The sequence below is a fragment of the Hydrogenophaga sp. GW456-12-10-14-TSB4 genome, from assembly GCF_059424305.1.
Map to the genome: position 1 here is coordinate 14,365 of NZ_JBWKZH010000022.1, position 18,303 is coordinate 32,667.

Here is an 18,303-nt window from a genome sequence, read left to right on the forward strand (position 1 = left end):
AAGGAAGCCAAAATGACCTCGAGAAGAGATTTTTTCCGCGTTGCTAGTATTGCCGGAGGAGCCGTGGCCGCTGCGAGCGTGAGCCGTGTGGCGATGGCGGCGCTGCCTGAACCTGTCTTTCAAACCAGTCCCGACACCATGGCCCCCTTGGTGCCCAATTCGGGTCGCCCCTACAACCCGGTGGTTACCCTCAACGGCTGGACGATGCCTTGGCGGATGAACCAAGGCGTTAAGGAGTTTCACTTAGTGGCTGAGCCCGTGGTGCGAGAAATGGCTCCTGGCTTCAAAGCCCACCTTTGGGGATACAACGGCCAGAGCCCCGGCCCCACCATCGAGGTTGTCGAGGGTGATCGCGTTCGGGTGTTTGTGACCAACAAGTTGTCTGAACACACCAGTATTCATTGGCATGGGCAACGACTCCCCAATGGAATGGATGGGGTGGTGGGGTTGAACCAGCCCCCCATTCAGCCCGGAAAGACTTTCGTCTACGAATTCGTGGCGCGCCGCCCCGGCACATTTATGTATCACCCCCATGCGGATGAAATGACTCAAATGGCCATGGGAATGATGGGCTTTTGGATTACGCATCCCAAGACGAAAAACCCGCTGATTGACGAGGTGAATCGCGATTTTTGCTTCCTTCTCAACGCCTACGACATCGATCCTGGAAGTTACACGCCGAAAATCATGACGATGCTCGACTTCAATTTGTGGAGTTGGAACAGTCGCATCTTCCCCGGCATTGACTCTCTAAACGTACGTCTAAACGACAAGGTCCGCATTCGGATAGGCAACCTGACGATGACCAATCACCCAATGCATCTGCACGGCCACGAGTTTATCGTGACTGGTACCGATGGAGGTCCCACGCCGAAGAGTACACGGCTTTATGAGGTCACCGCGGACGTGGCAGTCGGTCAGATGCGTCAGATCGAGTTCTTGGCGGATGAGGAAGGCGACTGGGCCTTCCATTGCCATAAGAGCCACCACACCATGAACGCAATGGGTCATGACATTCCCACCATGATTGGCGTGGATCACCGTGGGGTGGCAAAGAAGATCAACAATCTCATTCCCGATTACATGGTGATGGGAGAGCGCGGCATGGCGGATATGACCGAAATGGAAATGCCTATTCCAGACAACACGATCCCTATGATGACGGGAGACGGCCCCTATGGATCGGTCGAGATGGGCGGCATGTTCAGCGTCGTGAAAGTTCGCCGGGACCAAAAGCCGGGGGACTACAAGAACCCCGGCTGGTACAAGCACCCCGAAGGCACGATGGCTTATGAATTTACTGGTCCGATGGCCGAACCAGCCCGCTTCAAGGCCGAGGGAGGACAGTCGATGCCTCGCAAGGAAAAGCCCTCAACGGATACCGTTGTGAAGATCAAGAAACCCTCTGTGCATGGAAGCCACTGAAGTACCGTTTTGCCGGATTCACGCCCTGTCGATGTCTTGCGGCAGCTTCGTAAGTAGCGCGTATGGCCCACCGGGGCGGGAGCAAGTGCCCGAAGGTGGCGGGCGGGTTAACCGTCCTCCCATCCCACTCTTGGCTGGCAGCGCGGCACGTGAACAGTGGCAAGTTCGTATGGCCACGTGAGGCCGCCACCACTGCCAAGCCCGGCAACGGCAAAACACATCGAGCCTACCTCTGGGCCTACGGCGCCTTCGAGAACACTAAGTCGGTGGTCTATGACTTATGCGAAAGCCGTGTGAGCGAGCATGTCCGAACTTTCCTGGGCACGGCAAAGGGCGGCCTGGCTCTTAGACACCCGATACCCCAAGCATCTCGGGATGCAGTGCAATTGACCTGTACGGTACCAGGCGCGACGATACGCTTGGCGCACGGGACGCCTGACGTCGTCGGCGGCTACTGGTTCATCTGCTGTAAACGTCCGGTCATCCTATCTTGACGGACGCCCTACAGGCGCAGCTTTTGCATCGCGGCGTTCACGGCATTGAAGTCGAAGCCAGCGGGATCGAAGAATCCGCCGTTCCACTCCCACATTGCCAAGTGCTCAGGATGCATTGGGTCGACGATAGCCTGCAAGAAGTCGCTGAAGCCCGGTGGCCCGCCCACATCTTCAGGAGGACAGGCGTTGGCTCCGGCTATGCAAAGCGGGCGAGTGTTCTTCGCGCCGGGCTCCAAGGCCGTCCTCGACATGGATCCGGTGGCGCCAGCCGTCGCCAAAAGCCGTAGGTGTAGATCAACTCGGTGGTGCCGCCGGCGAGCACCGCCGCCAGATCGAACACCCGTTCATCCCGCGTCTCGATGCTGGACGGCTACTCGGGGTGATCTCAATCTCGATGCAGAAAACCGGGTTAGCAGCCGAAAGTTAACCGGCATTCCATCGCACCCTCTGGAACCAATGCGGAAAGGCTTAGAGCTGACGAGCCCATGGGGGAACCAGCTTACCAAGCGTTTATCTGCGTTTTGTCGACTCCGACACCTTGGCCAAGTCACTATCCAGGCGCGAGGTAGAAGCATGTTGGAGGTACCAATCGAAGACTGCCCCTGTCCCTTCGCTTTGGGATGTGCCAAGCGAGAACTGATGCGATCAGCGGCGGTGCACAGCCGCCAGAACAGCCGTCCGTACCACGGCATGTAGGCACACCACATTGATTGCGTGCACGACGAACTGATGTTGATCAGGAGCAAACTACGAGTTTTGCGCCCTTAACTCCAGCCGAGCCTGGATTGCATTCATCTGCTCAATCTCCTTTCGCTGAGCACTTGCAATTTCCTCACACAGTTTAATAAGCTCCACGTCCTGGATGCGGGCTTCACGACACATCAGGATGGCGCCGGAGTGGTGCAGGATCATGGATGCGATGAACTGTATGTCGCCAATCGCGCTTTGTTGACGTGTGGCGGCCAATGCGGCGACGAAAATCAGGGCGAGAACGACATGAAGCGCCCAATCGCACGCGCAGATTCAGTGAAAGCTCCGAAGAAGTGCTGCGCATTCAGACGGGGACCGCCGCTAGTGCACGCGCGGAGGATGCTCAAGAGGCAAGGACAGCGTGCCCCTGCTGTCGGCCTCCGAAGCGGTTTGCGGCTGGCACGGTTGTAAGCAGCGGTACGGCCAATCCGAGACAGCGTCAACGCGGCTTCCGCATCAGCCGGTAGGCCACCGGCACCACAAACAGCGAAAGCAGCGGCGCACTGATCATGCCGCCCACCATGGGCGCGGCGATGCGCTGCATCACCTCGCTGCCGGTGCCCAGGCCCCAGAACAGCGGCAGCAGCCCGGCCACGATGGTGGCCACCGTCATGGCCTTGGGCCGCACGCGAAGCACCGCGCCTTCCCGGATCGCGTCCAGCAGCGAGGCGTCGCCGTCCAGCCCGGCGTCCAGGCGGTCCCGCCAGGCGTGCTTGAGGTAGAGCAGCATGATCACGCCGAACTCGGCCGCCACACCGGCCAGCGCGATGAAGCCCACCGCACTGGCCACTGACAGGTGGTGCCCGAGCAGCCACAGCAACCACACGCCACCCACCAGCGCAAACGGCAGCGTGGCCATGATCAGCAGCGCCTCATCGAACCGGCGAAAGATCAAATAGAGCAGCACGAAGATGATGAGCAGCGTGAACGGCACTACCAGCTGCAGCTTGGCGGTGGCGCGCTCCAGGAACTCGAACTGCCCAGACCACGACACCGAATACCCCGCTGGCAACTCCACCGCAGTGGCCACGGCGCGCTGCATGTCGAGCACCGCGCCCCGCAGGTCGCGGCCGCGGATGTCCACGTACACGAAGCCGGCCAGGCGCGCGTTCTCGCTGCGCAGCATGGGCGGGCCGTCGCTAATGCGCAGATCGGCCACGTCCGACAACACCAGGCGCTGGCCGGTGGGCGTCACGATGGGCAAGGCGCGCAGCTTGGGCAGCGAGTCGCGCAACTCGCGCGGGTAGCGCAGGTTGATTGGGAAACGCTGCAGGCCCTCCACCGTCTCGCCGATGTTCATGCCGCCCACGCTGCCGGCCACGATCTCCTGCACGTCGGCGATGTTCAGGCCGTAGCGCGCGGCGTCGGCGCGGCGGATGTCCACGTCGATGTAGCGCCCGCCGGTGAGCCGCTCGGCCAGCGCGCTGCTCACGCCGGGCACGTCCTTCACCGCCTGCTCGATCTGGCGGGTCAGGCGGTCGATGGTGGCGAGGTCGGCCCCGGCCACCTTCACGCCCACCGGGCTCTTGATGCCGGTGGCCAGCATGTCGATGCGGTTGCGGATCGGCGGCACCCAGATGTTGGAGAGGCCCGGCACGCGCACGGTGCGGTCGAGTTCTTCCACCAGCGCCTCGGGCGTGAGGCCCGCACGCCACTGCTCGCGCGGCTTGAACTGGATCGTGGTCTCGAACATCTCCAGTGGCGCGGGGTCGGTGGCGGTGTCTGCGCGCCCGGCCTTGCCGTACACGCTCTGCACCTCGGGCACGGTCTTGATGAGGCGGTCGGTCTGCTGCAGCAACTCGGCCGCCTTGGACGCCGAGAGCCCGGGCAGCGCGGTGGGCATGTAGAGCAGGTCGCCCTCGTCCAGCGGCGGCATGAACTCGCTGCCGATGTGCTGCAGCGGCCACAGGCTGGCCACCAGCACCAGCGCGGCGACCACCAGTGTGAGCCGAGGCGCCTTCAGCACGGCGTCGAGCACCGGTCGGTACAGCGCGATCAGCGCGCGGTTCAGCGGGTTGGCGGTTTCCGCCGGGATGCGCCCGCGGATCAGGTAGCCCATGAGCACGGGGATCAACGTAACCGCAAGGCCGGCGGAGGCCGCCATGGCATAGGTCTTGGTGAAGGCCAGCGGCGCGAACAGCCGGCCTTCCTGCGCCTCCAGCGTGAACACCGGGATGAAACTCAGCGTGATGATCAGCAGCGAGAAAAACAGCGCCGGGCCGACCTCGGCCGCGGCGGTGGCGATCACCTTCCAGTGCGCGTCGCCGCGCAGCGTTTCGCCGGGGTGCTGATGCGCCCAGCGCTCCAGGTGCTTGTGCGCGTTCTCGATCATCACGATGGCCGCGTCCACCATGGCGCCGATGGCAATGGCGATGCCGCCGAGCGACATCACGTTGGCGTTGATACCCTGCTGCTGCATCACCCCGAACGCAATGAGCACGCCCAGTGGCAGCGACACGCTGGCCACCAGCGCGCTGCGAAAGTGGAATAGGAACGCCACGCAGACCAGCGCGACCACGATGAACTCCTCCACCAGTTTCACGCCCAGGTTTTTCACCGCGCGTTCGATCAGGCCGGAACGGTCGTACACCGGCACGATCTCCACGCCCGCCGGCAGGCTGCGCTGCAACTCGGCCAGCTTGGCCTTCACCGCCTCGATGGTCCGCAGCGCGTTCTTGCCCGAGCGCATCACCACCACACCCCCCACGGCCTCACCCTCGCCATTGAGCTCGCCGATGCCGCGCCGCATCTCGGGTCCGGTCTGCACGCGCGCCACGTCGCCCAGCCGCACCGACACGCCGGCCGGCGTGGTCGTGAGCGGAATGGCGCGGAAGTCGTCCAGCGTTTTCAGGTAACCGCTGGCGCGCACCGCGTACTCGGCCTCGCCGAGTTCCAGCACCGAGCCGCCGGCCTCCTGATTGGCGCGGCCCACCGCTTCGCCCACCATCTTCTGCGTGATGCCGTAGCTTGCCAATCGGTCGGGGTCGAGCACGATCTGGTACTGCTTGACCATGCCGCCCACGCTGGCCACCTCGGCCACGTCGGGCACGGTCTTGAGCTCGAAGCGCAGGAACCAGTCCTGCAGCGCGCGCAGTTGCGCCACGTCCTGCTGGCCGGTTCTGTCCACCAGCGCGTACTGGTAGATCCAGCCCACGCCGGTGGCGTCGGGCCCGAGCGAGGTCCTGGCCGTGGCGGGCAGGCGCGCCTGCACCTGGTTCAGGTACTCCAGCACGCGCGAACGTGCCCAGTACAGGTCCACGTTGTCGTCGAACAGCACATAGACGAAGCTGTCGCCGAACATCGAGAAACCACGCACCGCCTTTGTGCCGGGCACCGAGAGCATGGTGGTGGTGAGCGGGTAGGTGACCTGGTTCTCCACGATCTGTGGCGCCTGGCCGGGCCAGGTGGTACGGATGATCACCTGCGTGTCGGACAGATCGGGCAAGGCGTCCAGCGGCGTGCGCTGCATCGCCACCAGACCCCAGGCACTCAGCATCAGCGTGGCCAGCAGCACGAGGAAGCGGTTGGCAATGCTCCAGTGGATCAGGCGCGCGATCATTTGCCCGCCTCCGGCGCCACACGTTGCAGGCTGGTGATGCGCGGCACCTGGCCGTCCTGCATTTCAAACTCGATCTGCAGCCGGTCGCCTGCTTTGAGATCGCGTGGTTGTTCCGAGCGCGGCGGTAACTGAAAGCCCATCTGCATCTGCGGCCACTTCAGCGCCGGGATCGGTGGGTGAGTGAGCGTGACCGTGTCGCCGCTGAGCGCATCGATCACCGCTTCGGTGGTGTAGCGCTGTTGCCTGGACGTAGACGTCGGCGTGAGTTCCTGATTGAGCTGGGCTTCCAGTCCGCGCAGGCTGGCCTCGGAGTCGATCAGGAACTGACCCGAGAGCACCACGCGCTGCCCCATCTGCAGGCCTGCGCTGATCTCGGTCTGCCCCCCAACCTCCAGGCCCGCGGTCACCTCCACCGGGCGAAAGCGTCCCCCTTCCTCAGCCACCATCACCACGCTGCGCCGCCCTGTGTGGATCACCGCATCGCTGGGTACCAGCAAGCTCGCTGCAGCCTTCGGCAGGGCCAGCCGCATGCTCACCAGCATGCCCGGCACCAGCCGGCCCTGCGGGTTGGCCAACTCGACCCTTGCGCGAATGGTGCGCGTGACCGCATCCACCGCAGGCAGCAGCGCCTGCACCCGGCCTTCAAAGGTCTGCCCCGGCGCGCCGGTGCTGGTGGTGCGCACACGGGCGCCCGGTTGCAGCAGCGCGGCCTGGCTCTCGGGCACCGCCCCCTCGGCCCACACCGTGCGGGTGCCCTGCAGGCGCATCAGCAGGGCTCCTGGCATCACCGTGGCACCCTCGCGCACCAGGAGTTCACTCACGATGCCGGCGATGGGCGCGGTGAGTGTGAAGCGCGACTGCACCCTGCCTGAAATCACCACACGCTCGATGTGGGCGGTTGGCATGCCGGCCTGGCGCATGCGCTGCCGCGCGGCATCCTGCAGCGCCTCAGTGCCCGGGCCGCTCAGGCGGGCCAGCGCCAAGTACTCCTCCTGCGCGGACACCCAGTCGGGCACGTAGAGTTCGGCGAGTGGCGCACCGGCGGCCACGCGGTCGAGCGCGGCTTTCACATGCAGCTTCTCGACGAAGCCCATGGCGCGTGAACTCAACTCCACTTGCTCGCGCTCGTTCCAGGCCACATTGCCCACTGCGGTCACTTCCGACACCAGTGAGCCTTCGACCACCGGCGCTGTGCGCAGGCCCAGGTTCTGCTGGATGCGCGGGCTCACCGTGACGCTGCTGGCGTCGGCCGCGTCGCTACCGGCGTAGCGTGGCACCAGCATCATGTCCATGAAGGGCGACTTGGCGGGTGCGTCGAAGTTCTTGCCCGGCACCATGGGGTCGTGGTAATTCAGGATGCGCCGACCCGTTGCCGGGTCCACATCGCCGGCCTTGAGTGCATCCCGGATATGCCGGCGCGTGGCCTCTTCGCCTTGCGGGATGGTCCACTGCGACGGGTCGTCGAGGGCGCTGGTGCTTGCTGCCGGTTGCGCGGTGACCGAAGTGGTGTCGCCCCTGCCTTGCTTCATGCCCAGCCACCAGGCGCCAGCGCCCACGCCAGAGAGAGCGGCCACAGTGGCCAGTGCGATGAGGGATCTTGTCTTGTTCATGGCTTCACTCCAGTCGTGGTGTCGGGGAGCAGGTATTCGAGTTGCGCCCACAGGCCCGCGGTGTCGCGCTCCAGGGCCAGGCGTTCCAGGGCAAGGTTCAGCGCGTCGCGGCGCGCCTGCAGCACGGCGCCCAGGCCTTCGCGACCGCCTCGGTATGCGGCCAGTGCAGCGTCAACACGCTGCGTGGCCAGCGGCTGACGCTGTGCATCCAGGTAGGCCAGTCGATCCCGCCCCGCGCGCCAGTCCTGCTGCCAGCGCTGCACTTGCAGCGCTCGCTCGCGGGTCTTCTCTTCGCGCTCGGCCTCCAGTTCGGTCACACGGGCCAGGCGCGCAGCCAGTTCGCGCTGCTGGCGCTGAGGCTTGTCCCACTGCAGCGGGACGGAGATACCGATCGACACCATGTTGGAGAACTGCGAGCCGCGCTGGCTGAACATGACCTCGGCGCTCCAGTCGGGCCTGAGTTCTTGGCGGGCTACCTCGGCCTCGGCCCGGGCCACGGCTTCGCGGGCCTGCAGCGCGGCAAGATCGGGCAAGAGGTCCATTTGACCGATCGTGGCCGTGCTGCGTTGCCATGATGGGGGATCGGCGAGCGGGTGGTCGGGCGGGCCGCCGGTGAAGCGTGCCAGCGTGAGGCGAGCGTTGGCGCGCTCGGCCTGTGCGCCGATCAAGCCTTGCTCCAACTGAGCCAATGCCTCGCGCGCGCTCAGCGCATCGGCCGTGGAGCCACGCCCACCGCGCAGGGCGGCCTCGGTGGTCTGCACCAGCACACGCGCTTCGGTGATCTGCGCCTGTAGCAACAACAAACGCTGCTCCTGCATGCGGCGCTCCAGCCAGGCTTGGGCCACCTCGGTTTGCAGCAGGGTGGCGCGCTGCGCGCGTTCGCTGAGCGCCGCATCGGCCTCGCGTTCGAAGCGCTCACCGCGGGCGCGGCGCTTGTCCGCGTTGGGCAGCGCCTGCATGAGCGCGACCGAGCGCATGGTCATGAAGTCGCGCGTGGTGTTGAAGCGATCCGGCCCGTTCACGGGCAGGTTGTCCAGCGAGAGGCGCAGCACCGGGTCGGGCCGCTGTGCTGCTGCGACGGCCATGTCGCGAGCGCCTGCCGCGGCGGCATCGGAGGCCTGCAGGCCGCGCGAATGTTCCAGCGCCGAGCGCACCGCCGCGCCCAGGCTCAGCGGTTCGGACGGGTTCGCTGCGGCGGGCGTTGTCGCGATGGCCAGCCAGGCGATGGCGGCGGCCAGCGCGTGCCACGGGGCCCGCGCGCGGGTTGTCGGGAGAAGGTGTTGTTCCATGTCTGAGCTCCGGAGCGAGCGCGCGCGGGCAGCAGCCCGGTCAACGCGCGATGGCAGGGACCGCCCGGGTCGGGGCGGTCTGCGCTGTGTGGGGAGGTCAGATCAGGGAGGGAGGACGCCAGAGACTGGCGGGCGCGCCGGTGGCTCGTACGCGCAGGATCGGCGTCGGCGGAGCCGCGCCAGCAGGGGACTCGAACCGCGGCACGCCGATCGGCGGCATCCAGACGGTGGGTGCCGTGCAGGCCTGACCGGTCTTGCAGGCCTGGCCGGTGTGTTCGAAGGTGGCGAGGTCGTTGCAGCAGTCGGGCATTCCATCCGTCTGGGCGGTGACGTCCACCGCGTCGCCAGCGTCCGGCTGCGTCGCCATCATGGCTTGCATCGGGCACGGCGTTTCCTCTGTCTGCGGCGCAGCGAATCCCTGCAAGGGGATCAGCAGACACAGAACGAGGGCTAACAGACGGCGCATGAACGGGATTCTATGTTGAGACACCCCTGGTAGGGTAGCTTTCAAATGCCATGAGGAGCCGCGACCCGTTTTTCGGCGCTGTAGTGAATCTCGATTGTTGCGTGAACGATTTCTTCGTGAACGCCCACTCGCTCGCGCAATTGTTGGGGGGAGAGGTCACGGTCATCTGTCACAACACTGAGCGCACAGGCAAATGCCTGTTTCCCCACACGCCACACGTGCAGATCGGTAAGGCGTGTCACGTATTCAGCTGACCCACCTTCAATGGCTTCGCGAATCTCGTCCACCACGGGATGGTCCATTTCCCGATCTAGCAGCACACGGCTGGTTTCGGCCATCAACCCTTTGGCCCAGTAGGCCACCAGCACGGCACCCACGATACCCATCACCGGGTCCAGCCACGACCAGCCATACACCCAGCCACCCACCAGAGCCACAATGGCCAGCACGGACGTGGTGGCGTCTGCGATCACATGCAGGTAGGCCGATTTGAGGTTGAGGTCCGTGCTGGCTTCATGGGCGTGACCACCGCCGTGGCCATGGTGATCATCATGGCCGTGCCCATGATGGTGGGCCTTTCCCAGGATCACCGCGCACACCACATTGACGATCAACCCCAGCACCGCCACGGCGATGGCCTCCTGATACTGGATAGGCTGGGGTGAAAACATCCGCTCCATGGAAGCCACCACCATGAAGACGGCCACCCCCAGCAAGAAAATGGCGCTGGCAAAGCCGCCGAGCACTTCGATTTTCCAGGTGCCGAAAGCAAAGCGGGGGTCGCGTGCATATCGACGGGCTGCTGCATAGGCGAAGGCACTCACACCAATGGCCACGGTGTGTGAGCTCATGTGCCAGCCGTCCGCAAGCAGCGCCATCGAGTTGAACCACCAGCCCGCCACGATCTCGACCACCATCGCCACGGCGGTAATCAACATCACGGCGCGGGTCCCGCGCTCGGCCATCGGGTTGCTCTGGTCGAAGACGTGATGGTGCTGCCAGGGGGAAAGGTCATCGGTTTTCATGGTCGGGGGTGGGTTGTTCAAGGAATCAGTTCCCCATGAAGGTGGCGGCAATGGGTGTTTTCTCATGCTGCCAGTGCAGACAACAGGCAGGTGACCAAAAGGGTTCTGACAAGGGAGCGTGGCGTTTTCAGCATGATCCAGGAAGGTGTTTAGTTTGAATGGCGGGGCGCCGCACTGGTTGAATGAGGCGCCCCTGTTCTCACATGGCGCGTTTGATGTCGGTGTATTCGCCGCGGGTGCGCAATACAAGCTTCACGTCGGCTTTGCCGCGGTTGCGCCAGTACCAGCCGTGGTTGCCGGTGAATGCCGCCACAAGCTGCCCGTCATCCGCAGGCACGTCGCGCCCCTTCTCATAGCTGATGTTTTTTCCGCCACCATCACCGTGGGTGTCAAAGTTGACCCGACCTCCCTGTACCACCCAGGTGTACTCGGCCTTCGCGCCTTCGCTCATGCGCATCTTGATCTCCGTGCCTTCGCCTGGGGTCAGGGTGACAGTCATTTCATCGCGCCACGGGGCCTCTTGAACGGCAGGCTTTGCGTCAGTAGTGACGGCCTGCGTCGGCGCACTGCGGGCGCCCGGCTGGGGTTGCTGCGCTTGGGCCGATGTCACCACGGAATTGCCAGATGCGGCCGCTGTGTCGGCTGCGGCTTCCGCCGCCAACTGGGTCTTGATCTCGCCCATTTCGGTCAGGCGCAGAACGCGGCCCACACCCGTGGGATCAATGCCGTACTCAGACGGCAGCACGACGGCCACAAGAAGGACGACGGCCGAGACCGCAGCCAGAACGGTGGAGCGCAACAACTGCTTGGAGGAAGGCAGCTCAGCGCGCAAAGGTGTTTCACTGTTGTACATGGTTCAGATTCCTTGGGTGTTCAGGACACGAAGTAGCCAGTGAGCTGCATGCCAACAAGAATGAAGCCGGCGCTCATCATGGCGACGTTGGCGGTGTAGGCATTGCGAACGAAACTGGGCGTGCGACGCCAGTAGCTCATGCCGATCAGGATGACAGCCAGAGCCAGCAGCTGCCCGATTTCCACGCCCACGTTGAAGGCGAGCAGGTTGGGCACCAGTCCATCGGCCGAGATCTCGTACTCCAGGATCTTGGTGGACAGACCGAAGCCGTGGAACAGGCCAAACACCAGGGTGGCGATCTTGGTGTTGGGCTGGAACCCCAACCAACGCTGGAAAGCACCGATGTTGTCCAAGGCCTTGTAGACCACGGACAGACCGATGATGGCGTCGATCAGGTAGCTGTTGATCCCGACGTTGAAGTAAACGCCCAGGATCATGGTGGTGGAGTGACCCAGCGCAAACAGGCTCACGTAGATGCCGATGTGCTTGATCCTGTAGAGGAAGAAAATCACTCCGAACAGGAACAGGATGTGGTCGTACCCCGTCATCATGTGCTTGGCACCCAGGTACACGAACGGCAACAGGTTGACGCCCGAGATTTCCTGGATGTAGCCCTTGTCGCCCTCGGTGACCGCATGGGCCAGCGCCTCGGAGGTACCGAGGAGCAGCGAAAGAATGAAAGCAGATAGAAGTAACAGGCTGGTTTGCCAGATCGCCCAGGGCGAACGTGGCAGCCTTTCGTGAAGAAAGCTGTGCATGAAGACTCCGATGGTCTGAAAACAAGATGGCTGCACTCGGCAGCGACTGAATGTCAGGCGTGGGTCTGCGCCATCGGAGGCCGGTCAAGCCGTGATGGCACCATCCTCTCGACCCTGGGTGCGGCGATGGCCTGCCAGTGGGTGGGTCGGGGCATGGGGAGGTTCAGAGCGCCACGCAGCACATATGCCTTGTCGTGCGCGTGGTCTGCGCTGTGTTGCGCATGCTCGGCGCTGGCGGAGTGGTGCACAACGTCTGTGGCCATGTCGTCAGCCGCGTGCTCGTGTAAATGTTCGCAGGCCCCGGCCACGTCGCAATGAGTGCCGTGTTGAACCGAAGTGATCTCAGCCAGGCCGTGGGAGTTCAAGGTGCCCACCGGTGACAGCACGGCGCCGAGCACAAGCGCCATCGCCACGAGCCACCACACGGCAAGCGGCAGGCACGTCCTTGTGGGCAGGGCAGTTTCGCGATGCGTCATGCAGATTGAGGCGGGACCAAGAGTCGGTGAATCGGGATTATAGTATCCCCCCCAGGGGCATAGGATTCATCATGACGGAACATCACACGCACGCTTCGCATCCCGCCATCATCAAGCGGTTGAAGAGGGCCAACGGGCATCTCGCCAGCATCGTTGAAATGATCGAACAAGGGCGCACCTGCCTGGACATCGCCCAGCAGCTGCAGGCCGTGGAGAAGGCAGTCCAGCAGGCCAAGAAGACGCTGATCCAGGACCACCTGGACCATTGCCTGGAAGATATGGTGGGGCCGCTGCCGCGGGGTCAACGTCACTCGATGGAAGAGTTCAGGGAAATCACGCGCTACCTGTAGTGCGCGCCATCGCACTCATCCTTTTCGGATAACCGAGGCCACTGGCATGCTCGACATCCTGGGTCATCGCACCTATCGGCAGCTGTTCGCCGCTCAGGTGATTGCCCTGCTGGGCACCGGGCTGGCCACCGTGGCGCTGGGTCTTCTGGCATTCGACTTGGCTGGCGATGACGCCGGCGTCGTGCTGGGCACGGCATTGGCCATCAAGATGGCGGCGTACGTGGGCGTGGCACCGGTGGCGGCCGCTTTTGTGAACAGCTTTCCGCGCCGCGCTGTGCTGGTGTCTCTGAATCTGGTGCGCGCGGCAGTCGCCCTGTTGCTGCCCTTTGTCACCCAGATCTGGCAGGTGTATGTGCTGATCTTCGTGCTGCAGTCCGCCTCGGCAGCTTTCACACCCACCTTTCAAGCGACCATCCCTGACGTCTTGCTAGCGGAGAAGGACTACACCAAGGCTTTGTCACTCTCCAGGTTGGCGTACGACATGGAGAGCCTGGTCAGTCCGATGTTGGCCGCTGCGCTGCTAACGGTCATCGACTTTCACGACCTGTTTGCTGGAACGGTTGTGGGCTTCCTGGCCTCTGCCGCCTTGGTGTTCTCGGTGGCGTTGCCGAAGAATCTCGCGCTCGAGCGCCGTAGCATCTATGACCGCACCACACGCGGGCTGCGGATCTTTCTGGCGACGCCCCGTTTGCGAGGACTGTTGGCCATCAATGCAGTGGTGGCTGCGGCCGGCTCCATGGTGTTCGTCAACACGGTGGTTATCGTCCAGGCCGACATGGGCCTCACGCAGACATCGGTGGCACTGGCGCTGGCTCTCTTTGGGGCCGGCTCGATGGTGGCAGCGCTGGGCCTGCCGCGCCTGTTGGACAGGCTGTCCGATCGAGTGGCCATGCTCGCCGGTGCGGCCCTACTGGTTGTGGGCCTGGGGGTGGGCACTCAGGTGGCTTCATTCACTGGGACGCTGATGCTGTGGTTTGTGCTTGGGTTGGGCTATTCAACCGCCCAGACGCCCTCGGGCCGCCTCCTGCGGCGCTCGGCCCAGCCGGAGGATCGACCGGCGCTTTTTGCCGCCCAGTTCGCGCTCTCGCACGCATGCTGGCTGATCTTTTACCCACTCGCCGGGTGGTTGGGCGCGCGACTGGGCATACCGCTGACTTATGCCGGCCTGGGTTTGGCCGCGCTGATGGCGGTGCTGTTGGCGCTGCGCATCTGGCCCGCACATGACCCCGATATGATCGAGCACGAACATGCAAATCTGCCCGCAGGGAACGCGCACCTGCACGACGGGGTGCCCGCAGAGAAGGGCCTGCGACGCGCGCATCCCTATGTGGTGGATGACCACCATCCCCGGTGGCCTGGACGGGGCGGCTGATGCCGTGACCTCGCAGCGGCCCTCTGCAATGCTGCTGGTCACCTTGCCGGCCCTGCGTCCGAAAACGATTCACGACTCAGACGTTTGAATGGATCTCGCCAATGGGTGAACGGGGTTTCCACCTCCTACTTCAGCCCACCTGCCAAGATCAGCACGGCTCGCACCGCGACCATTGACTGCGTTTGGCCGCGCCAATGTCGCTTGCCGTCCGGTCTGAGATGCCTCGTTGCGACCAATTCACTGTGCGCTGCCGCACAGTCAGGCAGCGTCGCGTTGGCAATGATCAGTCTCACACAATCTCAGGAGATCGCGATGAAATGCATCAAGCTTGTTCCTTTGCACGCGTTGTGCTTCGCCTCGTTGACCGCTCTCGGTGGTTTGTCGGCTTCTGTACAAGCCCAAACCACACCGGCAACGAGTCCTTCTGTGAGCACGCCCATGGGGGACATGCACAAAGGTGGAGTTGGTGCTGCAGACATGAAAGCTTCCATGATGATGGGCATGGAGGAAATGCAGAAGATGCCGATGACCGGCAACACCGACAAAGACTTCGCAATGATGATGAAAATTCACCACCAGCAAGCCTTGAACATGGCCGAGATGGAGCTCAAGCATGGCAAGTCTCCAGAAATGAAAGCCATGGCCAAGCAAATCATCGCGGCGCAAAAGAAAGAGATTGCACAGTTCGACAAGTGGCTCGCCAAACAGAAGTGAGCGATGGGTGCCTTCAAATAGGAAGCGCTAGGGGAGAAGGGAGAACGACCCTCAGCGTTGACGCGGAAACCGCAGACAAAACGTCGTATTTTCTACTGTCGAGGTGACCGATACGCCGCCGCCATGAGCAAGCATGATGGCCTTGGTAATGGCCAATCCCAAGCCAGCGCCGTCCGATGAAAGATGAGTGCGCGACTTATCTACCCGATAGAAGCGATCAAACAGCCGGGGCAGATCGACGGCTTCAATAGGGTCACCCGTGTTGGTCACACACAAGGCGGTGCTATCGTCTTGGTGGTGAAGGATGAGTTCGACATCAGAGCGCGGATGAGCATGCCGCAGTGCGTTTGAAAGCAGGTTGCTGATGGCCTGCCTGATCATCAGTCGGTCTCCCGCCACTGTGCCCGTTCCAACTACCCGCAGACGAACCTCTTTTTCTTCGGCGATCGCATCGTAGAAATCCAGCAGGCTGGCCACCTCGGCTTCCAGCTCGACATTTTCTCGATTCGGGAGTTGGATGCCATGGTCTGTCTTCGCGAGAAACAGCATATCGGACACCATGCGCGAAAGGCGCTGGAGCTCCTCGGCATTGGAGGCTAGGATGTCGCGATAGGTATCCGGATCACGGCGTTGCGAGAGAGATACCTGGGTCTGGGTCATCAAGTTGGTGATGGGGGTGCGCAGTTCATGCGCGAGGTCGCTTGAGAAGTCCATGAGCTTTGAAAAATCCAGTTCCAGTCGCTCCAGCATCGTGTTGAGACTGTTGGCCAGTTCTTCCATCTCCACAGGCACCGCCTCGATCGGCATCCGCTGGTCAAGTTTATGGGCGGTCACCTTTAGCGCTCGCTCCTTCATGATCCGCAGGGGGGCCAGACCGCGGCGAGCAGCCCACCAACCCAGCAATCCGCTGAGCAGGGTGGCGACCATCGCGTAGACCGCCAACTGCTGGCGCAGCACCTGCATGAAATGGGCGTGGTGCTGCGTGTCCAGCGCCAGTGTCAATCGAATGCGATCACCTGGGTTTCCAACGGCACCAAGCACATAGGCCAAAGGTAGCTCTTTGCTGATGCCGCGCAGTTGACGCTTCCCATCGGTCCAGTCGATCGGCCGGCCATGGGCACTTTGAACAGCAAGATGGCTTGGGAAGGTATTGGTGTCCGGTCCATACATGCGCTCGTTACCACGCGTGATCGCGATAACTAGGCCATGGTGGCTGTCCAGCAGCTCATCGAGCTTCGTGGAGAGCTTCGCTGCATCGGGCGTCTCTTCCACCATCTTCTGAACCAGGTGCACCTTGTCCTCAAGGTAGTGGCGGTCGAGGTCGATGAAGTGAACGTGGGTGGACCAGGCCACCATGACCCCCAGACCCAGGAGAACCGAGGCGGAAACCAGGGTGTACAGAAGAGTCAGGCGTGCTGTGAGGGTCAAGCGCCGGATCATCAGAGGGACTCCGGCCCTTCCAATACGTAGCCCATGCCTCGCACAGTCCGCAACAGGCGGTATTCGAACCCATCGTCCACCTTGGAACGCAGACGGCGCATGGCCACCTCGATGACGTTGGTGTCGCTGTCGAAGTTGACGTCCCATACATGAGAAGCAATCAACGAGCGAGGCAACACTTCACCGGCTCGGCGCATCAATAACTCCAGCAAACCGAACTCCTTGGCGGTCAAGTCGATGCGCTTACCTGCGCGAATAGCCCGGCGGCGCAGCAAGTCCAGCTTCAGATCCGCGACCTGCAGGGAGGTCGGTTCCATTCCAGAGCGCCCCCGGCGCAGAAGGGTGCGCACTCGAGCCAGAAGCTCGGAGAACGAAAACGGCTTGACCAGATAGTCATCCGCACCCAGATCCAGCCCCTTGACGCGGTCATCGACATAATCCTTGGCGGTCAGCAACAACACCGGCATCTCGCGGCCCTGCGCACGCAGACCCTTGAGAATTTTCCAGCCGTCAATTCCGGGAAGCATGACGTCCAGGATGACGAGGTCGTGATCGCCCTCCAGAGCATGGTGCAGCCCGTCAACCCCATTAGTGAGCCATTCAACGGCGTGGCCGGCCTCGCGCAACCCCAGGCGGAGGTAGTCGCCAGTTTTGGGTTCGTCTTCGACAATCAGAATTTTCATGTGCACTCCGATTCAACATTTTCGCTTCCAGCGGCTGTACGGAACCGTACCTGACAACTATGTAATGTGACAGAAAGGTTTGCGACGGGGGGCCTCTTGCAAACTGCGTGCAGCGTGAACCGGTTGAAAAGGATCAGTGATTCATCGACTTTATCCCCCCTCGGTACTGCGAGCCATTGCGATGGGTGCGCTGGCCCTCCCCTTGTTCGAGTCTGCCCGGATAGCACCGGCACCCGCCGAGAAGAATTGGCGTGAAGCCAACGACGCCGTGGGGCAGGTCAAACGTGGACATGCAGAAATTCTCAAATGGGAAAGAGAAACCGCACCCAATGTGCAACGTCCGGAACAGGCGGCCTCTGGTCTGAGCTTGATGTGCTCAAAAGACCCTATGCGCCAAGCTTGGCGGGCACACCGCGAACTGGTCAAGCCCATGGACCGGAAAGTGCAGACACGGCGCCCGCCAATGGGGCTGCCACGAAGCACTGATCAAATTTTTCTACTCCCTCCATCAACCCAACCAACCGATAGGAACCTCTGTCATGCGCATCACTCAAACTTTTATCGTGGCCGCAATTCTTGCCGCCTCAACCGCCTCCTTCGCCCACGGCGATGAAAAGCACCCCAAAGGAAATGCTCCTGTGAAAATGGAGCAAAAAGCATGGGGCATCGCCGGACAGCCGAATGCTGTCAAACGCACCGTGGAGATCGGCATGACGGACAACATGCGCTTCACACCCGATTTCATCGAGGTCAAGCAAGGTGAAACGATCAAGTTCGTGCATGTCAACAATGGCAAGGTGATGCACGAGTTTGTTCTGGGAACGAAAAAGGAGCTCGATGAGCACGCCGCAATGATGAAGAAATTCCCCGGTATGGAGCACGATGAGCCCTACATGGCCCACGTGGCAGCAGGCAAAAAAGGGGAGATCATCTGGAGCTTCAACAAGGTCGGCGAGTTTGACTTCGCCTGCCTGCTGCCTGGCCACTACGAGGCCGGCATGGTGGGCAAGATCAAGGTCGTTGCCAAGTAGTCCCTCGG

At 62.7% G+C, this 18,303-nt stretch carries 17 protein-coding genes and 1 pseudogene; 6 read left to right on the forward strand and 12 right to left on the reverse strand.

All coding sequences use genetic code 11. The annotated features are described in order from the left end of the window. Positions 1–12: 12 nt before the first annotated feature. Together AC07ZS_RS12775 and AC07ZS_RS12780 are read left to right on the forward strand one after the other, a co-directional pair. The gene (locus AC07ZS_RS12775) at positions 13–1,425 is read left to right on the forward strand and encodes a multicopper oxidase family protein (RefSeq protein WP_382160074.1); all 1,413 of its coding nucleotides are present in this window, start codon (positions 13–15) and stop codon (positions 1,423–1,425) included. Positions 1,426–1,625: 200 nt separating this feature from the next. Next, positions 1,626–1,766, forward strand: a pseudogene (locus AC07ZS_RS12780) (IS66 family transposase); the annotation flags it as partial. Between the two features lie 161 nt (positions 1,767–1,927). Here AC07ZS_RS12780 and AC07ZS_RS12785 read toward each other — a convergent pair. The 10 genes from AC07ZS_RS12785 to AC07ZS_RS12830 form a co-directional block, all read right to left on the reverse strand. Beyond that, the gene (locus AC07ZS_RS12785) at positions 1,928–2,155 is read right to left on the reverse strand and encodes an IS1096 element passenger TnpR family protein (protein ID WP_382160077.1); all 228 of its coding nucleotides are present in this window, start codon (positions 2,153–2,155) and stop codon (positions 1,928–1,930) included. Positions 2,156–2,666: 511 nt separating this feature from the next. Continuing rightward, on the reverse strand, positions 2,667–2,885 hold the full coding sequence (locus tag AC07ZS_RS12790) for a DUF305 domain-containing protein (protein WP_444562487.1): 219 nt from the start codon (positions 2,883–2,885) through the stop codon (positions 2,667–2,669). A 223-nt stretch (positions 2,886–3,108) separates the two neighbouring features. After that, positions 3,109–6,228 carry an efflux RND transporter permease subunit gene (locus AC07ZS_RS12795; protein ID WP_382160083.1) on the reverse strand — a complete coding sequence of 1,040 codons (3,120 nt, stop codon included), beginning with the start codon at positions 6,226–6,228 and terminating at the stop codon, positions 3,109–3,111. After that, positions 6,225–7,838 carry an efflux RND transporter periplasmic adaptor subunit gene (locus AC07ZS_RS12800; protein WP_444562488.1) on the reverse strand — a complete coding sequence of 538 codons (1,614 nt, stop codon included), beginning with the start codon at positions 7,836–7,838 and terminating at the stop codon, positions 6,225–6,227. Before AC07ZS_RS12800 ends, AC07ZS_RS12795 begins: the two co-directional genes overlap by 4 nt. After that, complete coding sequence (locus tag AC07ZS_RS12805; protein WP_382160092.1) at positions 7,835–9,127, reverse strand: TolC family protein; 1,293 nt, start codon at positions 9,125–9,127, stop codon at positions 7,835–7,837. Before AC07ZS_RS12805 ends, AC07ZS_RS12800 begins: the two co-directional genes overlap by 4 nt. A 97-nt stretch (positions 9,128–9,224) precedes the next feature. Continuing rightward, positions 9,225–9,593, reverse strand: coding sequence for a hypothetical protein (locus tag AC07ZS_RS12810; protein WP_382160095.1), 369 nt, complete (start codon positions 9,591–9,593; stop codon positions 9,225–9,227). 41 nt (positions 9,594–9,634) lie between these two features. Continuing rightward, a complete protein-coding gene (gene dmeF, locus AC07ZS_RS12815; protein WP_444691185.1) occupies positions 9,635–10,618 on the reverse strand; it encodes a CDF family Co(II)/Ni(II) efflux transporter DmeF in 984 nt (327 codons plus the stop codon). 199 nt (positions 10,619–10,817) lie between these two features. Then, the gene (locus tag AC07ZS_RS12820; protein WP_382160096.1) at positions 10,818–11,471 is read right to left on the reverse strand and encodes a transmembrane anchor protein; all 654 of its coding nucleotides are present in this window, start codon (positions 11,469–11,471) and stop codon (positions 10,818–10,820) included. A 20-nt stretch (positions 11,472–11,491) separates the two neighbouring features. Next, positions 11,492–12,229 (reverse strand): HupE/UreJ family protein, encoded by a 738-nt coding sequence (locus AC07ZS_RS12825; protein ID WP_382160098.1) that lies wholly within the window; start codon positions 12,227–12,229, stop codon positions 11,492–11,494. A 53-nt stretch (positions 12,230–12,282) separates the two neighbouring features. Next, positions 12,283–12,705 (reverse strand): hypothetical protein, encoded by a 423-nt coding sequence (locus tag AC07ZS_RS12830; protein WP_382160100.1) that lies wholly within the window; start codon positions 12,703–12,705, stop codon positions 12,283–12,285. A 71-nt stretch (positions 12,706–12,776) separates the two neighbouring features. On the opposite strand from AC07ZS_RS12830, the gene AC07ZS_RS12835 reads away from it, so the two are divergent. From AC07ZS_RS12835 to AC07ZS_RS12845, 3 genes are all read left to right on the forward strand, one after another. Further along, on the forward strand, positions 12,777–13,055 hold the full coding sequence (locus AC07ZS_RS12835) for a metal-sensing transcriptional repressor (RefSeq protein ID WP_382160103.1): 279 nt from the start codon (positions 12,777–12,779) through the stop codon (positions 13,053–13,055). Between the two features lie 46 nt (positions 13,056–13,101). Further along, on the forward strand, positions 13,102–14,427 hold the full coding sequence (locus AC07ZS_RS12840; protein ID WP_382160105.1) for an MFS transporter: 1,326 nt from the start codon (positions 13,102–13,104) through the stop codon (positions 14,425–14,427). A 312-nt stretch (positions 14,428–14,739) separates the two neighbouring features. After that, positions 14,740–15,141, forward strand: coding sequence for a DUF305 domain-containing protein (locus AC07ZS_RS12845; protein WP_310309652.1), 402 nt, complete (start codon positions 14,740–14,742; stop codon positions 15,139–15,141). Positions 15,142–15,192: 51 nt separating this feature from the next. On the opposite strand, the gene AC07ZS_RS12850 is transcribed toward AC07ZS_RS12845, so the two are convergent. Together AC07ZS_RS12850 and AC07ZS_RS12855 are read right to left on the reverse strand one after the other, a co-directional pair. Then, on the reverse strand, positions 15,193–16,581 hold the full coding sequence (locus AC07ZS_RS12850) for a heavy metal sensor histidine kinase (protein ID WP_382160108.1): 1,389 nt from the start codon (positions 16,579–16,581) through the stop codon (positions 15,193–15,195). After that, a complete protein-coding gene (locus AC07ZS_RS12855) occupies positions 16,581–17,264 on the reverse strand; it encodes a heavy metal response regulator transcription factor (RefSeq protein WP_382160111.1) in 684 nt (227 codons plus the stop codon). The genes AC07ZS_RS12850 and AC07ZS_RS12855 overlap by 1 nt, the downstream gene beginning before the upstream one ends. Before the next feature lie 539 nt (positions 17,265–17,803). Here AC07ZS_RS12855 and AC07ZS_RS12860 point away from each other — a divergent pair. Continuing rightward, a complete protein-coding gene (locus AC07ZS_RS12860) occupies positions 17,804–18,295 on the forward strand; it encodes a cupredoxin domain-containing protein (protein WP_382160113.1) in 492 nt (163 codons plus the stop codon). The last annotated feature ends 8 nt before the right edge of the window (positions 18,296–18,303 follow it).

Bases quoted from the DNA above. Each gene is read 5' to 3' on its own strand.
- AC07ZS_RS12775 (WP_382160074.1), top strand. From the start codon at position 13: ATGACCTCGAGAAGAGATTTTTTCCGCGTTGCTAGTATTGCCGGAGGA.
- AC07ZS_RS12795 (WP_382160083.1), bottom strand. From the start codon at position 6,228: ATGATCGCGCGCCTGATCCACTGGAGCATTGCCAACCGCTTCCTCGTG.
- AC07ZS_RS12800 (WP_444562488.1), bottom strand. From the start codon at position 7,838: ATGAACAAGACAAGATCCCTCATCGCACTGGCCACTGTGGCCGCTCTC.
- AC07ZS_RS12805 (WP_382160092.1), bottom strand. From the start codon at position 9,127: ATGGAACAACACCTTCTCCCGACAACCCGCGCGCGGGCCCCGTGGCAC.
- AC07ZS_RS12810 (WP_382160095.1), bottom strand. From the start codon at position 9,593: ATGCGCCGTCTGTTAGCCCTCGTTCTGTGTCTGCTGATCCCCTTGCAG.
- dmeF (WP_444691185.1), bottom strand. From the start codon at position 10,618: ATGAAAACCGATGACCTTTCCCCCTGGCAGCACCATCACGTCTTCGAC.
- AC07ZS_RS12820 (WP_382160096.1), bottom strand. From the start codon at position 11,471: ATGTACAACAGTGAAACACCTTTGCGCGCTGAGCTGCCTTCCTCCAAG.
- AC07ZS_RS12825 (WP_382160098.1), bottom strand. From the start codon at position 12,229: ATGCACAGCTTTCTTCACGAAAGGCTGCCACGTTCGCCCTGGGCGATC.
- AC07ZS_RS12830 (WP_382160100.1), bottom strand. From the start codon at position 12,705: ATGACGCATCGCGAAACTGCCCTGCCCACAAGGACGTGCCTGCCGCTT.
- AC07ZS_RS12835 (WP_382160103.1), top strand. From the start codon at position 12,777: ATGACGGAACATCACACGCACGCTTCGCATCCCGCCATCATCAAGCGG.
- AC07ZS_RS12840 (WP_382160105.1), top strand. From the start codon at position 13,102: ATGCTCGACATCCTGGGTCATCGCACCTATCGGCAGCTGTTCGCCGCT.
- AC07ZS_RS12845 (WP_310309652.1), top strand. From the start codon at position 14,740: ATGAAATGCATCAAGCTTGTTCCTTTGCACGCGTTGTGCTTCGCCTCG.
- AC07ZS_RS12850 (WP_382160108.1), bottom strand. From the start codon at position 16,581: ATGATCCGGCGCTTGACCCTCACAGCACGCCTGACTCTTCTGTACACC.
- AC07ZS_RS12855 (WP_382160111.1), bottom strand. From the start codon at position 17,264: ATGAAAATTCTGATTGTCGAAGACGAACCCAAAACTGGCGACTACCTC.
- AC07ZS_RS12860 (WP_382160113.1), top strand. From the start codon at position 17,804: ATGCGCATCACTCAAACTTTTATCGTGGCCGCAATTCTTGCCGCCTCA.